This is a genomic window from Brevundimonas sp. FG8, from assembly GCF_057808845.1.
In genome coordinates, this window is sequence record NZ_JBMDIU010000007.1 from 54,739 (window position 1) to 80,118 (window position 25,380).

At 68.7% G+C, this 25,380-nt stretch carries 19 protein-coding genes; 14 read left to right on the forward strand and 5 right to left on the reverse strand.

Annotated features, from left to right (window positions below; genetic code table 11):
- The first annotated feature begins 68 nt into the window (after positions 1-68).
- Together cydD and ACODRV_RS12665 are read left to right on the forward strand one after the other, a co-directional pair.
- Complete coding sequence (cydD, locus tag ACODRV_RS12660) at positions 69-1,676, forward strand: thiol reductant ABC exporter subunit CydD (protein ID WP_488908551.1); 1,608 nt, start codon at positions 69-71, stop codon at positions 1,674-1,676.
- Positions 1,673-3,319 carry an amino acid ABC transporter ATP-binding/permease protein gene (locus ACODRV_RS12665; RefSeq protein WP_488908552.1) on the forward strand — a complete coding sequence of 549 codons (1,647 nt, stop codon included), beginning with the start codon at positions 1,673-1,675 and terminating at the stop codon, positions 3,317-3,319. Before cydD ends, ACODRV_RS12665 begins: the two co-directional genes overlap by 4 nt.
- Here the strand turns inward: ACODRV_RS12665 and ACODRV_RS12670 are convergent.
- Positions 3,316-3,966, reverse strand: coding sequence for a Crp/Fnr family transcriptional regulator (locus ACODRV_RS12670; RefSeq protein ID WP_141628345.1), 651 nt, complete (start codon positions 3,964-3,966; stop codon positions 3,316-3,318). The genes ACODRV_RS12665 and ACODRV_RS12670 overlap by 4 nt on opposite strands.
- Before the next feature lie 183 nt (positions 3,967-4,149).
- Between ACODRV_RS12670 and ACODRV_RS12675 the strand changes: the two genes are divergently transcribed.
- The 6 genes from ACODRV_RS12675 (at position 4,150) to ACODRV_RS12700 (ending at position 9,584) form a co-directional block, all read left to right on the forward strand.
- Positions 4,150-4,551, forward strand: a complete 402-nt coding sequence (locus tag ACODRV_RS12675; protein WP_488908553.1) for a hypothetical protein — start codon at positions 4,150-4,152, stop codon at positions 4,549-4,551.
- 53 nt (positions 4,552-4,604) lie between these two features.
- A complete protein-coding gene (locus tag ACODRV_RS12680) occupies positions 4,605-5,138 on the forward strand; it encodes an RNA polymerase sigma factor (RefSeq protein ID WP_488908554.1) in 534 nt (177 codons plus the stop codon).
- A 37-nt stretch (positions 5,139-5,175) separates the two neighbouring features.
- Positions 5,176-6,105 carry a FecR family protein gene (locus tag ACODRV_RS12685; protein ID WP_488908555.1) on the forward strand — a complete coding sequence of 310 codons (930 nt, stop codon included), beginning with the start codon at positions 5,176-5,178 and terminating at the stop codon, positions 6,103-6,105.
- Positions 6,102-8,432 (forward strand): TonB-dependent receptor, encoded by a 2,331-nt coding sequence (locus ACODRV_RS12690; RefSeq protein WP_488908556.1) that lies wholly within the window; start codon positions 6,102-6,104, stop codon positions 8,430-8,432. The genes ACODRV_RS12685 and ACODRV_RS12690 overlap by 4 nt, the downstream gene beginning before the upstream one ends.
- 113 nt (positions 8,433-8,545) lie before the next feature.
- Positions 8,546-9,079, forward strand: coding sequence for a porin family protein (locus tag ACODRV_RS12695; RefSeq protein ID WP_141627344.1), 534 nt, complete (start codon positions 8,546-8,548; stop codon positions 9,077-9,079).
- Between the two features lie 58 nt (positions 9,080-9,137).
- Positions 9,138-9,584, forward strand: a complete 447-nt coding sequence (locus ACODRV_RS12700; RefSeq protein ID WP_488908557.1) for an Ada metal-binding domain-containing protein — start codon at positions 9,138-9,140, stop codon at positions 9,582-9,584.
- A 13-nt stretch (positions 9,585-9,597) separates the two neighbouring features.
- Here ACODRV_RS12700 and ACODRV_RS12705 read toward each other — a convergent pair whose 3' ends face one another.
- Positions 9,598-11,331 (reverse strand): calcium-binding protein, encoded by a 1,734-nt coding sequence (locus ACODRV_RS12705; RefSeq protein WP_488908558.1) that lies wholly within the window; start codon positions 11,329-11,331, stop codon positions 9,598-9,600.
- A gap of 105 nt (positions 11,332-11,436) precedes the next feature.
- On the reverse strand, positions 11,437-12,336 hold the full coding sequence (locus ACODRV_RS12710) for an SDR family NAD(P)-dependent oxidoreductase (protein ID WP_488908559.1): 900 nt from the start codon (positions 12,334-12,336) through the stop codon (positions 11,437-11,439).
- A 184-nt stretch (positions 12,337-12,520) separates the two neighbouring features.
- Between ACODRV_RS12710 and ACODRV_RS12715 the strand changes: the two genes are divergently transcribed.
- From ACODRV_RS12715 to ACODRV_RS12740, 6 genes are all read left to right on the forward strand, one after another.
- Positions 12,521-14,692: a TonB-dependent receptor gene (locus ACODRV_RS12715; protein WP_488908560.1), complete on the forward strand. Its 2,172-nt coding sequence runs from the start codon at positions 12,521-12,523 to the stop codon at positions 14,690-14,692.
- Between the two features lie 81 nt (positions 14,693-14,773).
- The gene (locus ACODRV_RS12720) at positions 14,774-16,363 is read left to right on the forward strand and encodes an AMP-binding protein (RefSeq protein ID WP_488908561.1); all 1,590 of its coding nucleotides are present in this window, start codon (positions 14,774-14,776) and stop codon (positions 16,361-16,363) included.
- A gap of 73 nt (positions 16,364-16,436) precedes the next feature.
- Positions 16,437-17,135 (forward strand): TetR/AcrR family transcriptional regulator, encoded by a 699-nt coding sequence (locus tag ACODRV_RS12725; RefSeq protein WP_141628347.1) that lies wholly within the window; start codon positions 16,437-16,439, stop codon positions 17,133-17,135.
- Positions 17,132-18,379 carry a serine hydrolase domain-containing protein gene (locus tag ACODRV_RS12730; RefSeq protein ID WP_488908562.1) on the forward strand — a complete coding sequence of 416 codons (1,248 nt, stop codon included), beginning with the start codon at positions 17,132-17,134 and terminating at the stop codon, positions 18,377-18,379. Before ACODRV_RS12725 ends, ACODRV_RS12730 begins: the two co-directional genes overlap by 4 nt.
- A gap of 34 nt (positions 18,380-18,413) precedes the next feature.
- Positions 18,414-19,757: a spinster family MFS transporter gene (locus ACODRV_RS12735; RefSeq protein ID WP_141627350.1), complete on the forward strand. Its 1,344-nt coding sequence runs from the start codon at positions 18,414-18,416 to the stop codon at positions 19,755-19,757.
- A complete protein-coding gene (locus ACODRV_RS12740; RefSeq protein ID WP_488908563.1) occupies positions 19,757-21,382 on the forward strand; it encodes a carboxylesterase/lipase family protein in 1,626 nt (541 codons plus the stop codon). Before ACODRV_RS12735 ends, ACODRV_RS12740 begins: the two co-directional genes overlap by 1 nt.
- Here ACODRV_RS12740 and ACODRV_RS12745 read toward each other — a convergent pair.
- Both ACODRV_RS12745 and ACODRV_RS12750 read right to left on the reverse strand, forming a co-directional pair.
- A complete protein-coding gene (locus tag ACODRV_RS12745) occupies positions 21,379-22,740 on the reverse strand; it encodes a DUF6880 family protein (RefSeq protein ID WP_488908564.1) in 1,362 nt (453 codons plus the stop codon). The two genes, ACODRV_RS12740 and ACODRV_RS12745, sit on opposite strands and share 4 nt — an antisense overlap.
- Positions 22,741-22,821: 81 nt before the next feature.
- Positions 22,822-25,314 (reverse strand): glycoside hydrolase family 3 protein, encoded by a 2,493-nt coding sequence (locus ACODRV_RS12750; protein WP_488908565.1) that lies wholly within the window; start codon positions 25,312-25,314, stop codon positions 22,822-22,824.
- Between the last annotated feature and the right edge of the window lie 66 nt (positions 25,315-25,380).

The window sequence follows — 25,380 nt, forward strand, 5'->3', positions numbered from 1 at the left end:
CGGGACATTTCGTCCAGCGGCGCTTTGTCCAGTAGCGTCGGGCGGCCCCGGGGCGTTGGAGTGAGACGATGACCGCCGCGCCTATCAGCAACGACACGCCGGCCGGCTGGCTGAAGCGCGCCGGACGGCCCTGGAAGCGACTGGCGGGCCTCGCCGGACTTCTGGCCGTGGCGGATGTGATCCCGGCCATCGGGTTCGCGGCCGGGCTGGCGATGATGATCGCCCGGTTCGAGAACGGTCTGAACGCCGCCCTGCCCTGGCTGGGGCTAGCGGTGGCCAGCCTGCTGCTGCGCGGCCTGATCGGACAGGCCGCCGTGGTGGTGGGCGCCCGGATGGGCCGGGCGGTGAAGTCCGATACGCGCGAGCGCCTGTTGACCGATCTGTTCGGTCGGGGGCGCCGCTCGACCGACCGGCTGACAGCCGTGGTCGAGGGCGTGGAAGCGCTGGACGGCTATTATTCCCGCTTCGTACCCTTGCGGGTGGCCGCCGCCGTGTCGCCCCTGCTGGTCATCGGTGCCGCCGCCTTCGCCAGCCCGGTCGCGGCGTGCGTGCTGGTCTTCACCCTGTTCCCATTCATCTTCGGGATGGCGTTGGCCGGAACCGCCGCAGCATGGGAGAGCCGCAAGCAGTTCGAGGCGCTTGAACGGCTGTCGGGCCTGTTCATCGACCGGGTCCGCGCCCTGTCCGCCGTCCTGTCCTTCGGCGCGGTCGAGCGGACGACAACGGAGATCGCGCGGGGCGCCGACGAACTGGAGAAGCGCACCAACCGCGTCATGCGGATCGCCTTCGTCTCGTCCGGCGTGCTGGAGTTCTTCTCGGCGCTCGCTGTGGCGCTGATCGCCGTCTACTGCGGCTTCAACCTGCTGGGCCTGCTGCCCTTCCCCGTGCCGGAGCAGCTGACGCTGGCGCAGGCCTTCTTCGTGCTGGCGCTTGCCCCGGAAGTCTATCAGCCCCTGCGCCGTCTGGCCGCCGCCTATCATGACCGTCAGGCCGCCGAGGCGGCCGCCCCGGCCCTGACGGTGGACGAGCCTGAAGCCCGCACGGCCGCCGCCCTCGGAGAGCTTGCGCCGGCGATCCGGTTCCGGGATGTGACCATCGCCTATGATCCCGCCGTCCCGCCGGTGCTGACGGGCTTCAATCTGGATATCGCGCCCGGCCAAAGCGTGGCCCTGCTGGGCGCCAGCGGCGCGGGCAAGTCCAGCCTGCTGCATCTTCTGCTGGGCATGGCTCCATTAAGCCGGGGCGAGGTCGAGATCGGCGGCGCGCGGCTGAGCGAAACCGGCGGCGTCGCCGGACAGGTCGCCTTCGCGGGACAGGCGCCGGTCGTCGTGCCCGGATCGCTGGGTGAAAACATCGCCGTGGCCGATCCGTCCGCCTGCCCCGGCCGGTTGTCCATGGCCGCGCGCACCGCCGGTCTGACCGCCGATCTGGATCGCCCCATCGACGAGCGCGGCGGCGGCCTGTCGGGCGGCGAACGGCGGCGGCTCGGCCTGGCTCGCGCCATTCTGAAGCGCGCCCCGATCCTGCTGCTTGATGAGCCAACGGCCAATCTGGATCCCGCGTCCGAACAGGCGATGCTGACAGTGATCCGCGCCGCCGCGCAGGGCCGCACCACCCTGATCGCCACCCATTCCGAAGCCGTCGCGGCGCTCGCCGACAAGGTGGTTCGCCTGTGAAGCCACACGCCCATATCCGCGACCTGATCCTCGACCAGCGCCGCGTCCAGCGGGATCAGCTCAGGCTGGCCGCCGCCTCGGGCGCGCTGGTGTCGGTGGCGGCCGTCTGCCTGCTGGGGCTGTCAGGCTGGTTCATCACGGGCGCGGCGCTGGCAGGCGTCGCGGGATCGGCCGCCGTGCACGCCTTCAACTATATGATGCCCAGTGCGATCATCCGCCTGCTGGCGATCCTGCGGACCGGCGCGCGCTACATTGAACGCGTCGCAGGGCATCGGGCGGCGCTGAAGGCCCTCGCTCGCTTGCGGCCCCAACTTTTCGACGCCCTCGCCCGGGGACCGCTCCACAATGCGCTGGGCCTGTCGTCCGGGGAGCTGTCGGCGCGACTGGTGCAGGACATAGACGCCGTTCAGACCGTGTTCGTGCGCCGATCCGCGCCGTGGAGCTTCGGCGCTGGGCTGACGGCCTCGGTCGCGCTGGCCATGATCGCCAGCCCGTGGGCGGGTCTGGCGCTGGCGGCGGGCATGGCGACCGCCTGCGGGGTCAGCGTGTTGATCGCCCGCGCCCTGTCGGCTCCGGCGGGACGGCAGGCGCAGACCGCCATGGGCGCGCTGAAGGAACGGCTGGCCTCGCTGGAAGCCGCCGCGCCGGAACTGAAGGCCTATGGTCTGGACCGTTGGGCGGCGCGCGAGGTGGCTGCCGGCGCCGCCGCGTCAGACCGCGCGCAGATCGCCATGGCCCGCGCCGGCGGCTGGATCGCCGCCTGGCAGGCCGCCGCGACAGCCCTGACCCTCACCGGCGTCGCTCTCGCCGCCAGGAACGCGGACCTGCCGATGATCGCGCTGGCGGTGCTGGCGGCGGTGATGGGCATCGAGGCCGCCGGCGGCCTGACCGGCGCCCTGCACCTGAACGGTCGGGCGGAAGAAGCGCTGGACAGGCTGGACGCCGCCCTGCCGGCGGCCCCGGTGTCCCGTGGCCATGTTCCGCACGACGCCGGGGTGGCGCTGATCGCGCTGGATCAGCCCCTGTCGCCACCCATGCGTCTGGGCCTGCATGGGCCGTCGGGCGCGGGCAAGACCAGCCTGATCGAACGGCTGTGCGGTCTGCGCGACGCCCGGCCGGGCGAAGCGATGCTGGGCGGTTTTGACGTCGCGGAGATCACGCCGGACATCCGACGGGACCTGTTCGCCTATGCGGCGCAGGACGTGCGGCTGCTGGACGACACGATCCGGCGCAACCTGCTGCTGGCTGGGCCGGCGGATGATGATGCCCTGTGGGCGGCGCTCGAAGACGCCCAACTGGCCGACCGGGTACGCGCCGATCCACTGGCGCTGAACGCGCCGATCGGCCCGAACGGCGAGCGACTGTCAGGCGGGGAGCGCCGCCGTCTCGGCCTTGCCCGCGCCTATCTGAGAGATGCGCCCTGGCTGGTTCTGGATGAGCCGACCGAGGGACTGGACGCCGAAACCGAAGACCGGGTGCTGGCCGCTCTGGACAAGCGGATGACGGCGAGCGGACAAGGGCTGATCCTCGTCAGCCACCGCGCGGCGCCGATGGGGCTGTGCACCGTGCAGGCGCGGATCGAGGGCGCGGAGGCCGATGGCCGAAGCAGGCTGACGCCCGGTCGCCGTCCGGCCGCGGCTTAATCCAGCCCCTCGGCGATATCGCGCAGACGGTCAGGCTGAAGCACCAGAAGCTCGTGCAGGGACAGAAGGCGGATCACACCCGCGGCCTTCAGCTTGCTCAGTTCCCGGCTGACCGTCTCGATGGTCAGGCCCAGATAGTCGGCGATCTCTGAACGGGTCATCGGCAGGCGGATGTGACCTTCGGTCTGGGGCCGGATCGGATCCCGCTCAGGCAGGTCCAGCAGGAAGGAGGCGATCCGCTCCTGCGCCCGCTTGCGCCCCAGCAACAGCATCTGGTTCTGCGCCGCCGCCAGTTCATGCGTGGCGCGGTCCAGCAGGGCCTCTTCCAGCGCCGGAAGTTCGCGGATCAAGGCGCGGTACTCGGTCTTGCGGAACCGGCAGAGGGTCACATCCTCAATGGCCTCGGCGGCGAAGGCGTAGTCCGAACCGCTGGCCAATCCGACGAAATCCCCGGCGAACAGGAAGCCGGTGATCTGACGGCGCCCGTCCGGCAGCAGCTTGTAGACCCGCACCGAGCCGGAGGTGATGTTGAAGACGTGGGTCGCCGGATCGCCCTCGCGGGTCAGGCTGTCGCCCGCCTTCAGCGCCGTGCGCTCCACGATGGCGTCCAGCCGGGCCAGATCGGTGGGCGCGAGGCTTCCGCACACGCTGAACGCCCGCGCGCCGCAGCCGACACAGGCCGTTTCGCTACGCCGTTTCGCGCAATCATTGGGGAGGGTGCGGAGTTCGAGCATGGGAGGGCGGCAGTTTACGTCCATGGCCGCCGTCGACGCAAACCGGGATTGACCGAAATCAAGGCGCGGGACGTCCGGACCGGGCATAGGATCGATATGCTCCTCGACGTGCGCCTGTTGACCCCGGAAGACGCCCTGCCGACCTATGCGTTGGCGCGGCTGTATGATCCGGCGCTGACCCTGCCGGACTGGACCGCGCAACTGGCCCGCTCCGTGACGGAAGAAGGCACGTTCGGCGCCTTTCGAGGGACCACCGCCCGCGCCCTTCTACGATACATCGTCACCCGGGCGGCGGATGGAGCGGAGGTCGCGGTGATCCGATGGGTGACCGCCTTCGACCTGATTGACCCGGAACAGGTGGCCGAAAATCTGGTCACCGCCGTGCGGAAGCTTGAGGACGCCGAAAGCCGTCTGACCGCCTGGGCCCCGAACGCGCGCCGGACTCCGGGCTTCGACAAGGCTGTCGCCGGGGAGGCGGTGCTGCACTCGGTGCTATAGCCGCCACCGACGGGCTAGATTTCGCCTTGATTGCAGGGCTATGGCCCGCGCTGATGGATGCGTCATCCGACATTCCGCCCACGGGACCGGCCGCAGGGCTCGAAGCGGTCTTCGCGGACATGCGCCCGGCCCTGATGCGGCGAGCGCGGGCCATGGGCGTGGGCGAAGACGCCGAGGACGTGGTTCAGGATGTGTGGCTGAAAATCCGTCACGCCGAGGGACCGATCGCCAACCCGCAGGCCTATCTGCTGCGCATGGTCTACACCGCCGTGCTGGATCGGCGGCGGGGCATGCGGCGCACGGCGGCGCGGGATGCGGCCTGGCAGAGCCCGGCCAACCTGCCCGAGGACAGCGTTGAAAGCGCCGACGCGGAACGCCGGCTGATCGCGGCGCAGACCCTGGCGGAAGTGCAGGCCCGACTGGACGCCATCGGCGATCCCGCCGCCGCCCTGTTCCGCCGTCACCGCGTCGACGGCGTCACCCAGCGGGAACTGGCGGTCGAGTTCGGCATGGGGTTGAGTACGGTCGAGAAGCACCTGCGACGGGTTTATGCGGCCATTCTCGATCTTTCGGGGGATCGGGCATGAGGCAAGATCGTTTCGGCGGCGTCCTTGGGGGATGGGGATGAGCGCCACGGACATGAAGATTGAACAGGCGGCGCTGGACTGGCTGGTCCGCGTCAACGATCCCGCGTTCGACCAATGGGACGCGTGGGAGGCCTGGCTGGCCGCCGATGCACGCAACGCCGAGACCTACTGGCGGTTGGCGGAGGCCGAGGGCGAGGCCGTCGAGGCCCTGAAGTCCGCGCCGCCGCGCCGGGCCGCGCCCGTCATCCGACGGGGCGTTCAGTTCCCCCTGCCCCGCCGCGCGGTGATGGCCGCCGCCGTCGGCGCGCTGGCCGTGGGTCTGGGCTGGATCGGCTGGACGCAGACGCCCCGTCCCTGGTCGATCGAGACCGCGCCGGGCGAGCAGCGCACGGTGTCTCTGGCTGACGGCTCGAAGATCACGCTGGACGGGGGCACCCGCCTGAGCATGGACCGGCGCAAGCCGCGTGAGGTGACGCTGGAGGGCGGCCGCGCCCTGTTCGACGTGGTGCACGACGACACCCGCCCCTTCATCGTCGGCGTGGGGGAAGCGATCCTGACCGATCTGGGCACGGTGTTCGACGTCACCCATCTGCAGAACGGCGCGCGGGTCGCGGTCTCCGAAGGCTCGGTCCGGGTCGATGCGCGCGGCGACAGCGCCACCCTGAACCCCGGCGACAGCGTCGTAGCCTCGCCGCGCGGTCTGGAACGCCGCCCGGTGGATATCGAGGCTGTCGATGACTGGCGCGAAGGCCGGCTGTCGTGGAACGGCGAACGTCTGGATGTCGTGGCGCAGGATCTGGCCCGCGCCCTGAACCGCCCGATCCGGGTCGCCCCCGGGCTGGCCGGGCGTTCCTTCAGCGGCAGCCTGAACATCGGACCGAACGCCCGCGTGCAGCGGGACCGGATCGCCCTTCTGCTGGGCGTGACCGTCATCGAGGACGGCGAAGGCTGGCGGCTGGAGCCGTGACCGTCGCCGCATGGCTGGCCGCCGGGCTGCTGACGCTGCAGGCCGGGGCGCCGCAGAGCTTTGACCTGAGACCCGGCGCAGCCGTGCCGTCGATCAACAGGCTGGCCGCGCAGGCGGGCATCGACGTGGTGATCACCGCCGACCTTTCCGGGCGGCGCACACGCGCATTGAGGGGGCGAATGTCGCCGGAGGCGGCCCTGGACCAACTGCTGGAGCCGTTGGGCGCGCGGGCCGTGCGGATCGGCGACGGTGTCTACCGCATCGAGACCGCGCCGCGACGCCCGGCCTCGCGCCGCCCTGCTTCAACGCCGTCCCCGCCCCCCTTCGTCATCCCTGAACCCACCACGCTGAGTGAGGTGGTCGTGACCGCCGTGCCGCCGGTCGGCCTGCGCGACTCCACCGGCCGCAGCCTGATCACCCCGGGCGCTCTGGAAAGAATAGAGGGAACCGGCGCCAGCGACGCGATCGCCGATCTGTCGTCCACGGTCGACTCCACCCGTCAGGGCACGGGGCGCAACAAGCTGTTCGTGCGGGGACTGGCGGACTCTGCCATGAACGGCCCGCTACAGGCGACCGTCGGCCAGTATTTCGGCGACCTGCGGCTGGGCTACGGCTCGCCCGATCCCGACCTGACCCTGATCGACATCCGCCGAATCGAAGTGTTCGAGGGCCCGCAGGGGACGCGGTTCGGCGCGGGCTCCATCGGCGGGGTGCTGCGTATCCAGCCGGAGCCGCCCGCCCTGTCCGAACGCTCGGGCCGGATCATCGTCGGCGGCGGCGCCACGTCAGGCGGAGATCCCAGTCACGAGGCGGCGCTGGTGCTCAATCAAGGCTTCGGGGATCGAGCCGCCGCGCGTCTGGTCGCCTATGCGCGGAGGGACGGCGGCTTTCTGAACGACCCGGACGCCGATCTGGACGCCACGGACGGCATCGATACGGTCGGCGGGCGACTGGCCCTGCGCTGGACCGACGGCGACTGGAGCCTTGATCTGGCCGGCGCGGTGCAGATCGTGTCCGCCGACGACTCCCAGACCATTCCGGCCGGCCAGATCGGTTTCAGCCGGTCAGGGCAGGTGCTGGAGCCCTATGAGAGCAGTATCCGGATTCTGGGACTGACCGCCCGGCGCGAGATGGGGCGTTCGACCCTGATCTCCGCCACCAGCATGTCGCGACAAAGCCTGACCGAGCGGTTCGACGCCAGCCAGCCCGGCGATCCCTTCCCCAGCGCGGTGGACCGGCGTCAGAGACTTTTCGCCCTCTCGTCCGAGACCCGGGTGGACTATCGCGCGGACGGCGGCTGGACCCTGTCGGGCGGCGGTAGCGTGGCTTTGGGCGAAACGCGGGTGGAGCGCCGCCGTCTTGACCTGTCCCCGGCGCCGGGTCCGGAGCAGGGCATGGACCTGACCCGCAGCTTCGCCGAACTCGCGGCCTTTGGGGAGGCCGCCCTGTCCCCCAGCCCGGACTGGCGCGTCGCCATCGGCGCACGTTTGTCGGCGGTGCGCATCGACAGTGATATTGAGGACGTGGCGTACGGCGTGCGTATCGCGGATGACCGCCGGGGCATGACCTGGCGACTGACGCCCAGCCTGTCGGCCCGCTGGAACGCCCTGCCCGCCGTCGCCCTGTATGGCCGGTTCGAACAATCGGTCCGCCCCGCCGGGGTCAACGAAGCGAACGGCGCCTTCGCCCGCTATCAGGGCGACCGGGTCACCCTGCTGGAAGTCGGCGCCCGCAGCCGCGACAGCTGGCACGGCCTGTCCGGCGAGGTCTCCGTCGGCTGGGTCGACTGGCGCGATGTGCAGGCGGACATCGTCACCGAAGGCGGCGATCTGGTCACAGACAACGTCGGCGACGGCGTGATCCAATTCATCGCCCTGAAGGCGGCCTGGCGGCCGCTGGAGACCCTCGATCTGTCCGGCGGAGTTTTCCTGAACGAAAGCCGCCTGACCCGGACGCGCTTCAGCACCATCGGCGGCGGCACGACCGACATCCCCAACGTCGCCCCGTTCGGCGCGCAGCTGAGCCTGGATTGGGAGCCGGGCGACGTGCTGGACCTGCCGCTGAGACTGGGCGCGGACTTCCGCTACATCGGCCAATCGAGGCTGGGCGTCGGCCCGATGCTGGACGTGCCGCAGGGCGGCTATCTGCAATCGGCCCTGACGGCGCGGTGGGGCGACGAGCGACGGGCGGCCGTGCTGCGCGTCTCCAACCCGTTCGACACCCGCGGCATCCGCTACGGCATCGGCTCACCCTATCAGCTGTCCGAGCCCGAGGCGGCTCCGGTTCGTCCCCTGACCGTCCGACTGACGCTGGAAGCCGCCTTCTGAAGAAAAACGGGTTGAAACCATAAGGCGTCTGATCGCCGACGGCGTCCTGAAGACAAGGCCGCACTCGTGGCCCCGCCTCCCCCCGGCATTGTCTTTCCGACGACGAGTTTCCCATGTTCAAGACCGCCATCGCGGCCTCCGCCCTTGTTCTGACCGCCCTGCCGGTCGCCGCCCACGCTCAGGATGAAAGCCGCTTCTACGGCAGCGTCGGCTACAGCGCCGTCAGCACCGACCAGGCCGATCTGGGCGCCGTCACCGGCCGCTTCGGCTACAAGATCCTGCCCTGGGTCGGCGCAGAGGCCGAAGCCAGCTTCGGTGTGAAGGATGAGGGCTATGACGTCTCCATCGGCGGCGGCTCGGGCGCTATCGAGCTGAAGCACGACGCCGCCGCCTACGCCGTCGCCTTCCTGCCGCTGGGCGAGAATTTCGAACTGTTCGCCCGCGCCGGCTACGGCACGTCGGCGATCGAGGCCACCTCTTCCGGCGTGACCGTCCAGAGCGACGGCGAAAGCTTCAACTACGGCGTCGGCGCCACCGCCTTCTTCAGAAACGACGGTCTGCGGGTTGACTGGACCCGACGTGACTTCACCGACGAGGGCGCCGGCGAAGCCGATGTCTGGTCGGTCAGCTACGTCCGCCGCTTCTGATGGAAGGGATGGGCGCGCTTTCCGCCCCCGATCAGCGCGCCCATTCTCCCCTTTTCTGATGCACCCCTCATCAGACGATCCGCATCGGCGCGACAGGCGGCTGGCCCAGCTGTATCGCCGCGACCCGCGCGCGGAGGGCCGCTTCTGGTGTTCCGTCGTGACCACCGGCGTCTACTGCCGCCCGACCTGCCCGTCGCGCCATGCCCGCCCCGAGAACATCCGGCTGCACGACACCTTGTCCGAGGCGCGCGCCACCGGCTTTCGCCCCCGCGGCCGGTGCCTCCCGGAGGAGCCCTCATTGCTGGACCGGCAAAGGGCGCTGATCGAGACGGCCTGCCGCCTGATCGACCGGAATGGCCTGACGTCCCATGCCGCACTGGCCGAGGCCACCGGCCTGAGCGCGTCGCAGTTCTACAAGCTGTTTCGCCGGTTCACGGACACGACGCCGACCGGCTGGGCCAAGCGGCGTGAAGGCGAACCCGGTTGGCCGCCGACAACCCAGTGAAACCTTGCAATCGTCAGGCCCAGGGATCGACGGCGTTGAACGGACCGTGGTGACCGGCGTCGTCGCCGTGGAAGATGTCGAGGATATGCTGGATTTCCGGCGCCGCGTTATGAGCCGCCGCGATCCAGACCGGATCGGACAGACCGTCGTCCAGCACCAGGAAGTCGTCGAACACCGGCGGCAGGGTCTGCGGTCCGAAATCCACCCCGCCCAGATCAAGGAAGGCGTCGTCGATGACGCCCGGCAACACCTGGGCGTCGCCGTAGTCCGGCTTGTCGATCAGCTCGGAGGGCGCGGGTGGCGGCGTGTAGCTGAGGGTGCGGGTCGTACCGTCCGCCTCGAACAGCACGGTCTCGATACCGGTCACATAGGTAGAGCCGTCGCGGCCCGGAACAGCGTCAACAATCCGATAGCCGACGCCATCGCCGGTGATGGTGTAGTCGCCGGCGGCGCCGCGCAGCACGACGGTATCATCACCCCGGCCGCCATAGAGGTGATCATCGCCGCCCCCGCCGCGCAGGACGTCGTTCAGGTCACCGCCGTAGATATTGTTGTTTCCGGCGTTGCCCGTGCCGTTGAAGGTCGTCTGGCCGACGTACTCCATGTTCTCAAGATTGGCCGCCATCACATAGGCGCCGATATGAACCTCGACGGTGTCGAACCCTTCGCCCGCCAGCTCCACGATCGTGTCGTTGGCGTCGAGAATGTAGCGGTCGTCGCCCACCCCGCCCTGAAGCGTATTGGCCACGCCCTGACCGCCACTCAGGACATCGTTTCCGGCGCCGCCCAGCAGGGTGTCCCGACCGAGGCCGCCGGACAGATGGTCGTTCAGCGCGCCGCCGACCAGCAGATCGTCGAAGGCGGAGCCGACGATGGCCTCGATATCCACATAGGTGTCGACCCCGCCGTCGCCGTCGTTGAAGGCGGTCATGTAGTCCAGTCGGGCGTGGATTCCCGACGCGGCGGTGGAATAGTCGGCGGCGTCCATGCCGCCCCGACCGTTCAGGGTGTCGTTGCCGACCCCGCCGCGCAGGACGTCATTGCCCGATCCGCCGGTGATGACATTGTCTTCCGCATTGCCGTTGCCGGTGAAATCCTGCGGACCGTCGTACCAGAGGTTCTCGACATTGGCGGCCAGGTTCACCAGGGTGAGGGAGGTCCGGACGGTGTCGATACCGCCGCCCGCCAGTTCCACGACCGTGTCGTTCGCGTCGAGATAGAAGGTGTCGTCGCCCGCGCCACCGTACAGCTCGTTGGCCGCGCCGACGCCGCCGTAGATGCGGTCATTACCGGCCCCGCCGATCAGCACATCGTATCCCGCGCCGCCGAACAACAGGTTGTCCTGCCCGTCGCCGATCAGCACGTCGTTGAAGGCCGAGCCGTACAACCGCTCGATAGAGTTCAGGATATCGACGCCGCCGTCGCCGTCATTGGTCGCCCGGCCGATATCCAGACGCGCTGTCACGCCGGACGCCGCGGCCGAATAGTCCCCGGTGTCTATGCCGTCGCCGCCGTTGAGGACATCGTTCCCGCCCCCGCCGATCAGCCAGTCATAGCCGTCTTCGCCGTTGAGGACATCGTTCCCCGCCATACCGTTCAGGGTGTCGTCGTTGTGCGTGCCGTACAGGGCGTTGTCGCCAGCATCGCCGATCACGGTAATTCCCGGGGCGAACCGGTCGTCGGCCATGAGCGGCGAGGTCGGCGGCACGGCCGGTCCGTCCGGAAGCGCGGTTGTGCGATCAGACAATCCCGGCCCTCCTTGCCTTCGGGTTGGCGTGCGAACGCGGATCAGGGACCGACTTTAAGCACTTCGCGCTTCAGATTTGAACCCGGATCACCGGGAGCCGCCGCGTCAGGCCGCGCTGAGGGCGTCCTGACCCAAGCGGTCCGGGTGGTTGACCTCGTGGGTGTACTGGGCGGCGCCGGATTCCGGGACCTGCTCGCCCGCACGGTCGGAGACGCGGCCCCATTGGGCGTCGATCCGGTCCGCCGCGTCAGGCGCCGCGCCGATGTGAACGCCCTGCGTCATGGTGATATGAGCCTGCTCGAACGCCCCCGCCCCGGCCAGCAGTATGGTCCGCGTCGGCGCGCTTTCCGCCGCCAGGGCGACGACGCCGGGGCTGACCAGATCGGTGGACAGGCCGTTCAGATCCTCCTCGGCATAGAGCCCTTCAGTCATCTGCGTCGCCGCGCTGGGCGCCAGACAGTTGACGTGGATGCCGGACTTGCGCCCTTCCAGTGCGAGGGTCTGCATCAGACCGACCAGCGCCATCTTGGCCGCGCCGTAGTTCGACTGGCCGAAGTTGCCGTACAGGCCCGACGAGGAGGTGGTGAAGATCACCCGGCCGTAGCCGCGCTCGCGCATATGGTCCCAAGCGGCCTTGGTCAGATTGACCGAGCCCATCAGGTGCACGTCCAGCACCAGTTCGAAATCGTCCAGGTCCATCTTGGCGAAGGTCCTGTCGCGCAGGATGCCCGCGTTGTTCACCAGAATATCGACCTGACCCCAGTGCGCGATGACGCCCTGGACCATGGCGAAGACGCCGTCCCGGTCGGTCACGCTGCACGGCCACGACAGGGCCTCGCCGCCCGCGGCGGTGATTTCCGCCGCGACCGCGTCGCAGGCGGCGGACTGCAGATCGTTGACAACCACCCTGGCGCCGTAGCGGGCCAGAGCCAGCGCATGACTGCGTCCCAAACCGCCACCGGCGCCCGTGACGATGGCCACGCGGCCCTTCAGATCAATGCTCATGGTGGTCCCCTCGTGTCGCGGACATCGCCGCCTGCCTCGCTTCGGTGGGCGCACTCTGCTGATGTTCGCCGAAAGGTCAACATTCACTAGCCGGCGAGTGAGGATTGACGATCTTCTGAATCGGTGAGACGGTGATCCCATGGCGCCGTCAGAGCGCACGAGGAAACATCGAGGGAGGAAGACCATGGGGCGCAAGCTCTGGCTCACCACATCCGCCGCCGTCCTGCTGTGGACCGGAGCCGCGCAGGCTCAGGACGCCGCGACCGCGCAGACCGATCAACAGGACGAGGCCACCACCTTGGGCGAGGTGGTCGTCACCGCCGAGCGCCGCACCAGCAACCTCCAGGAAACCGCCGTCGCGGCCACCGTCCTGTCCGGTGAAAGCCTGGACGACCGGGGTGTCTTCTCACTGGAGCAGTTGCAGTTCGTGGCCCCTTCCACGACCGTCCAGAACTACGGCCAAGGAAATTTCTTCAACGTGCGCGGCATCGGCAAGTCCGAAGCCACCACCGCCATCGGCGTGGGCGTGACCACCTATCGTGACGGCGTGCCGGTATTCCCCGGCTATTTCCAGACCGAGCCTTATTACGACATCGGCGGCGTCGAACTGCTGCGGGGCCCGCAGGGCACCTTCGCCGGCACCAATGCGACCGGCGGCGCCGTCTTCATCACATCGCGCAACCCCGACTTCACGGGCGTGAACGGCTATGTGATGGGGCAGGCCGGCAACTACGATAACCTGAAGTTCCAGGGCGCGATCAACCTGCCGATCAGCGACACCTTCGCCGCCCGTTTCGCCTTCAACAGCGAGCAGCGCTCCAGCTTCCACGACATCACCGGCCCGTACAGCGGCGCCCCGGGCGACATCGACATGAACAGCGTGCGCGCCAGCTTCCTGTGGATGCCGACCGACGCCCTGCGCGTCCTGTTGAAGGCCGACTACAACAGCCTGGACTTCGGCGGTTACCCGGCGGACCCGGCGCTGGCCACCAACGATCCGTTCGAGATCACGGCCAACGGCCCGCACTCGGGCAAGGACGAGACCGCGCGCGTGTCGCTGAACGTCAGCTATGTGCTGGACAACGGCATCACCCTGCGGTCGATCACCGGCTATCAGGACGGCATCAGCGTCTTCTCGACCGATCTGGACGGGACCAGCGCCCTGAACAACACCTTCTACGACCGCGTCGAGGAAGAGGTCTGGTCGCAGGAGTTCAACATCGTCTCGCCGGACAACCAGCGCCTGACCTGGCTGGTCGGCGCCTTCTGGCAACAGGACAAGGTGACGTTCCCGGTCACCACCTTCCCCGAGGGAGCCTACCACGTCGGCTTCCCGGAGGGCGTGCTGGACTACTACATCTTCGGTGAGACGCCGAAGGAGACCAAGGCTGTCTTCGGCCAGATCAGCTACGACATCTCGGACCGGCTGCAGATTCAGCTGGGCGCCCGCTGGTCGGAAAGCACCTCGCGTAATGAGAACGTCTACACGACCTACCCGGCGTTCGGCCTGACCCTGCTCCAGAACGACGAGGTCACCGCCGAGAAGACCACCGGCAAGCTGAGCCTCAACTACAAGGTCGATGACAACAACTTCCTGTATGGCTTCGTAGCGACCGGCTTCAAGATGGGCGGTCTGAACGCGCCGAACTTCTATGTCCCGGCCAGTTCCTTCGGTCCGGAAGACGTGGTCGATTACGAAATCGGTTGGAAGTCGACCATGTTCGGCGGTCGCGTCCGCACCCAGGTGGGCGCCTATTACATGACCTACGAGGGCTTCCAGGTCATCGTCGGCGACCCGGCGGTTCCCCTGTTCAGCTCGATCGTGAACGTGGCGGACGAGACGGTGCTGATGGGTCTCGAAGCCTCGGCGCAGGCCCGGATCAACGACTGGACCGTCGATGTCGGCGCCGCCTTGTCGAAGTCGGAGCTGGGCGAGTTCTACGCCGCCGATCCGCGTATCGCCCGCAGCGGAACCTGTAACGCCGAGACCGGTCCGGCCAGCCCGAATTGCCTCAATCTGGACGGCAACACCCAGGGCTATGCGCCGGAGTTCACGTTCAATATCGGCGTCCAGTACGACGTCCACCTGCCGAATGGCGCGACGCTGTCGCCCCGCATGGACTACGCCCACATCGCGGAATCCTGGACCAGCATCTTCAACAACGAGGCGCTGGGTGATCGGCTGGAGGCCCGCAACCTGGTCAACCTGCTGCTCAGCTACAAGACCGACAACTGGACGCTGGCCGGCTATGTGCACAACGCCACCGACCAGACCTACATCGCCGCGATCAACGCGGGCCTGCGTTACGCCGGACCGCCGCGCCAGTTCGGCGTCAACCTGACGCGGACCTTCTGACCGCGTGGGGGCGACGGCTCCGGCCGTCGCCCCTCCCTGCCCTTCCTCCCCCCTGCCTATCGACTGGACCGCCGCTTCAGGATGACCGCCTTTCTCCCCGCTCCGATGCAGGACTACGCCCTGACCGTTGATCGCTTTCTGGATCATGGGGCGAAGTGGCACGGGACCGCGCAGGTGGTTACCGCGAGCGGGCCGGACGGCGACGACGCCTTGGGCTACGCGGGTCTGCGCGACCGTGCCAACCGCCTGTCCGGCGCCCTGCTCGATATGGGCCTGAAGCCGGGCCAGAAGATCGCCACCCTGGCCTGGAACACCCGGCATCACGTTGAGGTCTGGTATGCCGCCATGGGCGTCGGCCTTGTCTGCCACACCCTGAATCCCCGCCTGACCGTCGCCCATCTGGCCGCCATGGTGGCCAAGGCGGACGACCGCGTACTGGCCGTCGGCGCCGGGCTGCGCGACATGGCCGAGGCCCTGATGGACGCCTGCCCCTCGCTGGAACGGCTGATCCTGCTGGACGGCGAAACGGCCGAGCCGGGCCGCAAGGACATCTGCGATCTGGAGAGCCTGCTGGCCTCGCGTGGCCGTCCCGCGATCTGGGGCCAGTTCGACGAGACCGCTCTGGCGGGCCTGTGCTTCACCTCGGGCACCACGGGCGCGCCCAAGGGCGTGGCCTATACCCACCGCTCCAACTACCTGCACACCCTGCGCGCGCTGCAGGCGGACTCCATCGCCCTGACCGCCCACGATACAGTGCTGGTCGCCGTGCCCATGTTCCACGCCAACGCCTGGGGCTTGCCGTTCGCGGCGCCGGCGGTGGGCGCGACCCTGGTGCTGCCCGGACGGGTCACGGACGGCGCCAGCCTGGCCCGCCTGATTGATCGGCATCAGGTCACGGTCGCGGTCGGGGTGCCGACGGTCTGGCTGGGCCTGCTGGACCATCTGGACGCCACCGGCGGCCAGACCCACAGTCTGGAACGCATCATCATCGGCGGCTCCAGCTGCCCGGACAGCCTGCTGCGCCGGATGGAAGGCCGGTTCGGGGCCACGGTGCAGACCAGTTGGGGCATGACGGAGCTGTCGCCGCTGGGCGCCATCTCCCCCCGCACCGATCAGCCGGGCGCGACGCGCGGTTCGGGACGGCCGCCCCTGGGTCTGGACCTGCTGCTGACAGACGCCGACGGCATCCCCCTGCCCGACCAACGCAACGGCGTCGGGCGCCTGAAGGTGAAGGGCCAGAGCGTCGTGAACGCCTACTTCGGCGCGGCCGAGCCGGCCGTGGATGCCGACGGCTGGTTTGATACCGGCGACCTTGCCTCGCTGGACGACGACGGCAACCTGACCCTCGCGGGCCGCTCCAAGGACCTGATCAAGTCCGGCGGTGAATGGATCAATCCGGTCGAGATCGAGGACATCATCGGCGCCCTGCCGGGCATCGGTCTGGTGGCCGTGATCGGACGGGCTGACCCGAAGTGGGGCGAGCGTCCGCTGATGGTCATTGAACCCGCGCGTGGACAGGAGATCGCCGACACAGACCTGAAGGCCGCGCTGAAGGGACAGGTCGCGGACTGGTGGATTCCCGAGCAGGTGGTCCGCGTCGACGCCATGCCGCTGGCCGCGACGGGCAAGATCAACAAGACCCAGCTTCGCGCCACCTATGGAGGCGCATAGGATGACCGCCGTCTCACGCATCGAGTCGGCGTATCCCCAACCGGAGACGCCGGACCGCCCGGAGTTTCAGGTCATGCCCACCCCGTCCCCGAAGCCCCGCCGCAAGGCCGAGCAGCGCGCCGAAAGTCTGGAGCAACTGCTCGATGCCGCCGAGGAGCTGTTCTCGCAGCACGGCTTCTATGGCGTCACGATCAAGGACATCGCCGACAAGGTCGGGGTCCACAAGTCGCTGGTCCATTACTACTTCGCCGACAAGCAGGACGTGTTCGACAAGGTCATGGCCCGTCGCGCGCCGGTGACCAGCGGACGACGGATGGATGCGCTGGACGCCTATGAGAAGGCCGCGAACGGCAAGCCGACGGTCGAGGGCGCCCTGCGCGCGTTTCTGGACACCGATCTGGACACCTATTCCAACGGCGGCGACGGCTGGCGGCATTTCGGGGCCCTGAGCGCCCAGATCAACAACACCCCGGCCTGGGGCGCGGAGGTGATGGACCGGCTGTACGATCCCGTCGTGCTGCGTCTGATCGGCCTGCTGAAACAGGCCCTGCCCGAGGCGGCGGAAGAAGACATCTTCTGGGGCTACCACTTCGTGACCGGCGCCCTGACGCTGAGCCTCGCCCGGACAGGCCGGATCGATCACCTGTCCGGCGGCAAATGCCGGTCCGACGACTTCGACGCGATCAAGGAGCGGATGGCCGCCTTCATGGCCCACGGCTTCATCGGCGTCTGCCGGGATCGCGCGGCGGCGCGACAGGGGACGCAGGGATGACGGCGCGCGACCTGCCCTTCGCCTCCAGCCCCGAAGCGCTCGGCTTCGACCCGCAAGGCCTCGCGTCGCTCGACGGGTACATGTCGGGAATGGTGGAGAGCGGCAAGGTCGCCGGGACGTCCACCCTGCTGATCCGCCACGGACAGGTCGCCGCCTTCAGCACCTTCGGCAAGGCCGATCTGGCGGACGACAAGCCGATCGAACGGGACACCCTGTTCCGCATCTATTCGATGACCAAGCCGGTCACGGGCGTGGCCATGATGATCCTGTACGAACAGGGGCTGTGGCGGCTGGACGACCCGATCACCGACTACCTGCCCGAGTTCATCGGCCAGAAGGTGTTCGCGGGCATCGCCGACGACGGCTCCATGCTGACCGAAGACGCCATTCGCGCGCCAACCATGCGCGAGCTGATGAGCCACACCACCGGCCTCGGCTACGGCCTGTTCGATGTGCATCCGGTCGAGCGCGCCTATCGCGCGACCGGCGTCATGATGGCCGACAGCCATGAGAATCTGGCCGAACGCGCCGCCCGCATCCCGCTGATGTTCCAACCGGGAACCGAGTGGTTCTACTCCATCGCCACGGATCTGCAGGCGCTGGTGGTCAAACGGCTGTCGGGGATGAGCTTCGCGGACTTCCTGCGCACCCGCATCTTCGAGCCGCTCGGTATGGCCGACACCGGCTTTCATGTGCCCGCTGATCAGGTCCACCGGCTGGCCGAGATGTACTGCGACGACGGCGCGGGCGGCATCAGGGTCGCGACCGAAGCCTTCGACATGCCGATCAACGACTATACCCGCCCGCCCCGGTTCGAGGGTGGCGGCGGGGGGCTGATCTCGACGGCCATGGACTACGCCCGCTTCTGCCAGATGATCCTGAACCGGGGCGAACTGGACGGCGTCCGCATCCTTAAGCCGGCGACGGTGGACCTGATGGCCACCAACGCTGTCCCAGAGGCCGTGCTGGACACCACCCACCCGCTGCGCCTGCTGCCCTTCAGCCGCGCCCTGACCTTCGGTCTGGACTTCGCCATCACCGAGGATCCGAAGCGGCTCGGACTGGTCGAGGGCAAGGGCACACTCAGCTGGGGCGGCGGCGGCGGAACCTGGTTCTGGATCGACCCGGAAAACGACCTGATTTTCGTCGGCCTGATCCAGCGCATGGCCGACCCGGTGAGCGGCGAGTTCCGCATCCGGGCCCGAAGTCTGACCTACGCCGCCCTGACCCATCCCGAGAAATAGACGGGCCACAAGGCCCGCAGCCGAGGAAACGACCATGAGCGCCACACCGATTGAATCCGGAGGACCGCCCTCCGCCCACCCCTCGGTCGGCAGAAACGCCTGGGTCGCCCTGGGCATGCTGTGGTTCATCTATGTGCTGAACTTTCTGGACCGACAGTTGCTGTCGATCCTCGCCAAGCCGATCCAGGACGCCCTTCACATCACCGATGGTCAGCTGGGCCTGCTGGGCGGGCTGTATTTCGCATTCTTCTACTGCTTCATCGCCATTCCGGTGGGCTGGTTGGCGGACCGCACCAACCGGGTCTGGGTCGTCTCCGTCGCCTGCGGCATCTGGAGCGCGGCGACCATCGCCTTCGGCCTGTCGAGGAATTTCGGCCAGCTGGCCGCGTCGCGGATGTCCGTCGCCTTCGGCGAGGCCGGGGGCGTGCCACCGTCCTATGCGATCATCACCGACTATTTCCCGCCCGGCCGTCGCGGCATGGCGCTGGGCATCTACAATCTCGGACCGCCCGTGGGCGCGGCGCTGGGCATAGCCTTCGGCGCCTCGATCGCCGCCGCCTTCAGCTGGCGTGACGCCTTCATCGCCATCGGCGCGGTCGGCGTTCTGGTCGCGCTGATTACGCCCCTGCTGGTCAAGGAGCCCCGCCGTGGCGGACTGGATCAGTCCGCGGTCGCCGCCACCGACGCCCCGCTGGCGCCCGCCCCTGCCGCGACGCCCGCCAAAGCCGGCTTCTGGGCGACGGTGAAGATGTTCTTCTCCAACCCGGTGCTGGTGCTGGCCTCGCTGGGCAGCGGCGTGACCCAGATCGTCACCTACGGTCTGGGCAATTTCGCCGTGCTGTTCCTGATGCGCGAGAAGGGCATGCAGCTGGGCGACGTGGCCCTGTGGTACGCCCTGGTGGTCGCCATCGGCATGGGCGGCGGCATCTTCGCCTCGGGCTATCTGATCGACAAATATACGAAGCGGACGAAGAAGGCCTACGCCCTGCTCCCGGCGCTCTCGCTCACACTGGCCCTGCCGCTCTACATCGCCTTTGTGTGGGCGCCGTCCTGGCCGCTGGCGCTGGTCCTGATGCTGGGGCCGAACTTCCTGAACTATTTCTATCTGTCGTCGTCGGTGGCGCTGGTGCAGGAGGAGGTGAAACCGAACCAGCGGGTCATGTCCGGCGCCCTGCTGCTGCTGGTGATGAACTTCATCGGCATGGGTTTCGGTCCGACCTATGTCGGCGCCGCCAGCGACTTCTTCCGCGCCACGCATCCCGAGAACTCGCTGCAGATCGCGCTCTACACCCTGATCCCGGTCTATCTGGCCGCCATCGGCCTGTTCCTGTGGCTGTCGAAGGTCATCGGTCGCCGGCTCAAGGCGGAGGCCGTCTGATGAAGCGTTTCCTCTCCATCGCGGTCAGCGCCCTGGCCCTGACCGCCTGCGCCACGGCGAACGCCCAGACGGTCACCGCCCCCGCGGGCGCCGTGCGCGGAACGACCGAGAACGGCATCGCCGGGTTCAAGGGCATCCCGTTCGCGGCCCCGCCCGTCGGCGAGATGCGCTGGCGACCGCCCGCCCCCGCCGCCCGCTGGACCGGCACGCGGGACGCCACCCGCTACGGCGCGGCCTGCATCCAGCCCACGCCGGTCTTCCAGACCATCTATTCGTCCGACATCGGCGCGACGAGCGAGGACTGCCTGACCCTGAACGTCTGGACCCCGTCCACCACCGGCCGCGCGCCGGTCATGGTCTGGATCCACGGCGGGGCTCTGGTCACCGGCTCCAGCAAGGAGACGCTGTACGACGGCGGACGGCTGGCCCGCGAAGGCGTGGTCGTGGTCTCGATCAACTACCGCCTCGGCGTTCTGGGCTGGCTGTCGCATCCGGACCTCAGCGCCGAAAGCCCGCTGGGCATCTCCGGCAACTACGGCCTGATGGATCAGGTCGCGGCGCTGGAATGGGTGAAGCGAAACATCGCCTCGTTCGGCGGCGATCCGGAGAATGTCACCATCGCGGGCGAGTCCGCGGGCGGCCTGAGCGTCCTGTATCTGATGGGTACGCCGCTGGCGCGCGGCCTGTTCGACCGGGCTATCGCCCAGAGCGCCTATATGATCTCGACGCCCGAGCTGAAGACCGCCCGTTTCGGCGCGCCGTCAGGCGAGGAGGCCGGGTCGGCCCTCTCGCGCACCTTGCAGGCGCCCAGCCTGCGCGCCCTGCGCAGCATGGACGCCCAGACCCTGACCGACCGCGCGGCGCTGGGCGGCTTCGCCACCTTCGGCGTCGTGGACGGCAAGGTGCTGCCGCGCCAGCTGGTCGATACCTTCGATCGGGGCGAGCAGGCGCCTGTCCCGGTGCTGGCGGGGTTCAACAGCGGTGAAATCCGGTCCCTGCGCGTTCTGGCGCCTGCCGCCCCAGGCAGCGCTGCGGACTATGAGCGGATGATCCGCGAACGTTACGGCGACATGGCCGACGCCTTCCTGGCTCTCTACCCGTCCTCCGATGTCGGCGAGAGCATCCTGGCCGCCAGCCGGGACGCCCTGTACGGCTGGACCTCCGAGCGTACGGTGCGGTCCCAGACGGCGGCGGGACATCCGTCCTTCCTCTATCTGTTCGACCACGGCTATCCGGCGGCGGACAGCGCGGGCCTGCACGGCTTCCATGCCAGCGAACTGCCCTACGTGTTCGGCACGCTGGAGCGGACCCCGCCCCGCTGGCCGAAGGTTCCCGACACCGCGGCGGAACGGCGCCTGTCGGACGCCATGGTCGGCTACTGGACCAGCTTCATCCGCACTGGTCAGCCGGTGGCGACGAACGCCCCGGACTGGGCGCCTTATGGAGACAGTCGCAGCTGGATGACCTTCCGCGACGGGCCGGAGCCGCAAACGGCCCTGTTCCCCGGCATGTTCGACCTGCACGAACAGACCATGTGCCGCCGCCGCGCGGCCGGGACGATCGGCTGGAACTGGAACACGGGTCTGGCCTCGCCGCCGATGCCGCCCGCCGACTCGGGCTGCTAGCGCCGCAGCAGCCGACCGGTCCCGATATCGGTGCGTAGACCGGCGACGAAGGCGGCATGTCCGTCATCGCCGGTCTGGGTCGCCAGACTTTCAGCCTCATGGATCAGGCCCTCGACCTCCTCGGTCATGCCCGAGCCCAGCCGCACCAGCGTCTTCGCCCGCGCCCGCAGCAGCACCAGCGCCGCCTTCGGATAGCGGGCCGCCAATCGAGCCGCCCAGAGGGGCGTATCCTCATGCCCGCCGCGCAGTTCGCCCGAGCGGGCCTCGACCATCTCCGCCGCCTCGCGCAGGGCGGGCCAGTTCATCAGGAAGGCCAGCCCCTTCACCGGGTCGAAATAGCCAGCGGCATGGGCGAAGGCCCGATCCAGCGCCGCCACGTCCTCGAAGTCCGGCAGACGGGCGATGATGGCGCGCAGGGCGTCGGGTGACAGGTTCCGCTCGAACAGCGCCCATCGCGCCTCGTCCGCTTCCGCGACGCGCCCTTCCGCGTCCAGCACAGCGATCTCGGCCTCAAACCATTGCTCGGGCGGTGCGGGCGCGGGCTCCGGCTTGCGCCCCCAGCGCGAGGACGGCGGCGCCGCCGGGCGGGAGGCGTCCAGCGCGGCCCTCGCCTCCTCAGCCCGTCCGGCGGCCGCCAGCCTCGCGGCCATGACGGAGCCGACCTCGGGCCGCTTCCGGTCGTCGTCGGGAATGGCGCTGATCCAGGCGTCCAGATCGCCACTGCGCTCGGCCAGCTTGCGAACCACCAGCGCCAGTCGCCCGGTTGGACGCGGCTTACCCTTCGTCAGATCAGTCAACAGCGCTGACGCAACCGCAGGGCTGAGATCATCCACCCCGCGTCCGACCCACGACGCCCACTCCGACAGCCGGGTGGCCAGCGCGTCCGACAGGATCGGCGCCGCCCCCTCCGGCCCCAGCGCCGAGGCCAGCCTCGCCAACTCTCCGGTCGCGCCGTCGAACAGCAAACCCAGTTCGCCCTTGGGATCCTTCACCCGCACCGTCAGCCCCGGATAGAGGTCGAACCACGCCACCATCCGGTTGAACGCCAGCCGCGCATCCAGTTGCGACAGCCGGTCAACGATCATCCGGCGCAGGCTTTGCAGATCGCGGATCAGCTCAGGCCGCTTGCGCCAGGACACCCGCACGCGGCTGTCGCCCAACGTGGTCAGACGCTTGTCCAGCTCCAGCGCCAGATCAGGCGCACCGACCTCGCCTGCCAGCTCCATGCGCAGCCGCCGCTTCCACAGCGCATCGCCGCCCGCCACCTCCATCAGGAGCGCGGCCAGCCGATCCGCGCCGAGAACGGCGAGGTTGGGAGCGGTCAGGGTCTTTTTCGGGGTCGCCGGGCGTTTCGCCATGCCGCCTTCTAGAGCCTGAGCGATTGAACAGCAAAAAGGGGCGGCCGCATCACGACCGCCCCCGTTCGCTTGCCTCAGCGTTTAGTGAGCCGGGCAGACCGTGTCGTTTTCGTTCGACGCCAGCCGGACTTCCGAAACCGAGACCGTGAAGGTTCCGGACGTGCCCAGCTGGAACGGCGTCTCCACGCCCGCCAGATTGGCGCCTGCCTCGCCAAAGCAGGACAGACGGATCTTCACCGACTTCCACTCCCCCACGGGCGCGCTGTTGAAGATCGAGGTCATGTCGACCGAACCGCCCTGCACCTTCAGCGACACCGCCGAGGCCGGACGGGCGTCGACGCGGTAGCGGAAGCTCAGCGCCATCTCGCCGTTGGACTGACGGGTCAGGTCCACCGCGCTGCCCCAGATCTGGGCGTCGCCGTGGCCCGAGCCGTTCCAGCGGAACTGACGGGCGCTTTCCTGCGCACGGTCATCGACCACAAAGGCCTCGATAGCGCCGCGCGGGCTGACGCCGCCCAGCCCCAGGGTCGGCTTGGCCTGACCGCCGGTGTCGTTGAGCAACAGCGACCAGGGCGAGACGAATTTGCCGTCCACGAAATAGCGATCGACCACCGAGGTCTCGCCACTCACGCCCGACACTTCCGACAGCGTCGGCACAGAACCGCCGCGCGCATAGGTCAGGCCGTAGCCATAGGCGAACAGCGGATCATAGCCCGGCTGTCCCCGGTTCAGGGTCGCCCCGGTCGCATCCTTGGGCCACGAGAAGGACAGGGCGCCGCGGAAGTCGTGACGCGCCTTGCCGGTGCGGTCGCCGATCAGGACGTCGGCGATGCCCGCGCCCTCGGTGCCCGGCAGCCAGGCGGCGACGAAGGCGTCGGACTGGTTCAGTTCCGGGTTCACCCACATCGGGCGGCCCGACAGGAAGACGGACACGGTCGGAATACCCGCCGCCTTCAGGCGACGCAGGGTCTCCAGCGGCTCGGTCGGAACGAAGTCCAGCGTGTCCACGTCGCCCTGGAACTCGGCGTATGGCGTCTCGCCGAAGACGACGATGGCGACGTCCGGCTTCCGGGTAAACGAACCATCGGCGCTCAGCACCGCCGTGCCGCCGCCTTCGCTGACGGCCTCGTTGATGCCGCTCCAGATCGACTGGCCATTGGGGAAGTCGGCATTGGTGTTGCCGGTGCCCTGCCAGGTCAGGGTCCAGCCGCCCGAAGCCTGACCGATGTCGTCCGCCGCCGTTCCGGCCACGAGCACACGCGCCCCGGCGCGGATCGGCAGGACTGAACCTTCGTTCTTCAGCAGAACCAGAGACTCGCGCACGGCCTCACGGGCGATGGCGCGGTGAGCGGGCGAACCCAGATGCTCGAAACGGCCCTCGACCTCATAGGGTGAGCCGAACAGGCCGGCCTTGACCTTGGCGCGCAGGATGCGGGTCACGGCCTCGTCCAGACGCGCCATGCTGATCTCGCCCGAACGCACCTGAGCCAGGGTGTTCTCGTACAGCGGCTTCCAGCTGTCCGGCGCCATGAACATGTCGATACCGGCATTGAAGGCCGAGGCGCAGCTTTCGTTGGAGCAGCCCGGCAGCTGGCCGTGGGCGTTCCAGTCCGACACCACGAAGCCGTCGAAGCCCAGTGGACCGTGCAGCACGTCCCGCAGGATGGTCGGATTGCCCGAGTGCTTGAAGCCGTTCCAGCTGGAGAAGCTGGCCATCACCGACAGCACGCCCGCGTCGATCGCCTGCACATAGCCGCCCAGATGGATGTCGATCAGCTCCTGTTCCGTCCCGGCGAAGTCGCCCTGATCCTTCCCGTCCGTGGTGCCGCCGTCGGCGAGGAAGTGCTTGGCCGAACCGGCGATGCGGCCCGGAAGCAGGGGATGATCCGGCGACAGCTCGCCCTGAAGGCCCAGCGTCATCGGCCCGGCGTAGCTGCGCTGAACCTCCGGATCCTCGGCATAGCCTTCGTAGGCGCGACCCCAGCGGTCATCGCGCGGCACGGCCAGCGTCGGGCCGAAGGTCCAGTCGGCGCCGGTGACAGCGACTTCCAGAGCCGTGGCCTCACCGATGCGACGGATCAGGTCCGGATCACGCGCGGCGCCCAGGCCGATGTTGTGCGGGAAGATGGTCGCACCGACCACATTGTTGTGCCCGTGCACGGCGTCGATGCCGTAGATCAGCGGGATGCGCGCGCCCGGTCGGGCGGCGGCGGCGGCGCGGAACTGGCGCGCCAGATCGACCCACGCCTGCGGTGAAGCCCGCTCATCACCGCCCGGCGAGGAGTTGCCGCCCGCCAGGATCGAGCCGAGCGGATAGGTCAGCAGGTCCTCAGGTTTGATCGAGGCGATGTCAGCCTGAATCGTCTGGCCGACCTTCTCTTCCAGCGTCATGCGCGACAGCAGATCGGCGACGAAGGCTTCTGTCCGGGCGTCGCTCATCGCATCCGGCGACGAGGCGTGCGGCCAGTTGGCCGGGTTCGCACGCGCGACATCCGGCACGGGCGGTGGGTTCTGGGCGAAGGCCGGCTGAGCGATGGCGAGCGTCAGCGCGAGAACGGAAACAGTGCGCAGCATTGGGTTCCCCCCGGGAGAGTTTCTTGTTTGGCGCGACCGGTTTGAACACGCCCTCCGTCCCGGAAC

Excerpts from the sequence above, each read along its gene's own strand:
- cydD (WP_488908551.1), top strand. The coding sequence starts at position 69 with ATGACCGCCGCGCCTATCAGCAACGACACGCCGGCCGGCTGGCTGAAG.
- ACODRV_RS12675 (WP_488908553.1), top strand. The coding sequence starts at position 4,150 with ATGCTCCTCGACGTGCGCCTGTTGACCCCGGAAGACGCCCTGCCGACC.
- ACODRV_RS12680 (WP_488908554.1), top strand. The coding sequence starts at position 4,605 with ATGGATGCGTCATCCGACATTCCGCCCACGGGACCGGCCGCAGGGCTC.
- ACODRV_RS12685 (WP_488908555.1), top strand. The coding sequence starts at position 5,176 with ATGAGCGCCACGGACATGAAGATTGAACAGGCGGCGCTGGACTGGCTG.
- ACODRV_RS12695 (WP_141627344.1), top strand. The coding sequence starts at position 8,546 with ATGTTCAAGACCGCCATCGCGGCCTCCGCCCTTGTTCTGACCGCCCTG.
- ACODRV_RS12700 (WP_488908557.1), top strand. The coding sequence starts at position 9,138 with ATGCACCCCTCATCAGACGATCCGCATCGGCGCGACAGGCGGCTGGCC.
- ACODRV_RS12710 (WP_488908559.1), bottom strand. The coding sequence starts at position 12,336 with ATGAGCATTGATCTGAAGGGCCGCGTGGCCATCGTCACGGGCGCCGGT.
- ACODRV_RS12715 (WP_488908560.1), top strand. The coding sequence starts at position 12,521 with ATGGGGCGCAAGCTCTGGCTCACCACATCCGCCGCCGTCCTGCTGTGG.
- ACODRV_RS12720 (WP_488908561.1), top strand. The coding sequence starts at position 14,774 with ATGACCGCCTTTCTCCCCGCTCCGATGCAGGACTACGCCCTGACCGTT.
- ACODRV_RS12725 (WP_141628347.1), top strand. The coding sequence starts at position 16,437 with ATGCCCACCCCGTCCCCGAAGCCCCGCCGCAAGGCCGAGCAGCGCGCC.
- ACODRV_RS12730 (WP_488908562.1), top strand. The coding sequence starts at position 17,132 with ATGACGGCGCGCGACCTGCCCTTCGCCTCCAGCCCCGAAGCGCTCGGC.
- ACODRV_RS12735 (WP_141627350.1), top strand. The coding sequence starts at position 18,414 with ATGAGCGCCACACCGATTGAATCCGGAGGACCGCCCTCCGCCCACCCC.
- ACODRV_RS12740 (WP_488908563.1), top strand. The coding sequence starts at position 19,757 with ATGAAGCGTTTCCTCTCCATCGCGGTCAGCGCCCTGGCCCTGACCGCC.
- ACODRV_RS12745 (WP_488908564.1), bottom strand. The coding sequence starts at position 22,740 with ATGGCGAAACGCCCGGCGACCCCGAAAAAGACCCTGACCGCTCCCAAC.
- ACODRV_RS12750 (WP_488908565.1), bottom strand. The coding sequence starts at position 25,314 with ATGCTGCGCACTGTTTCCGTTCTCGCGCTGACGCTCGCCATCGCTCAG.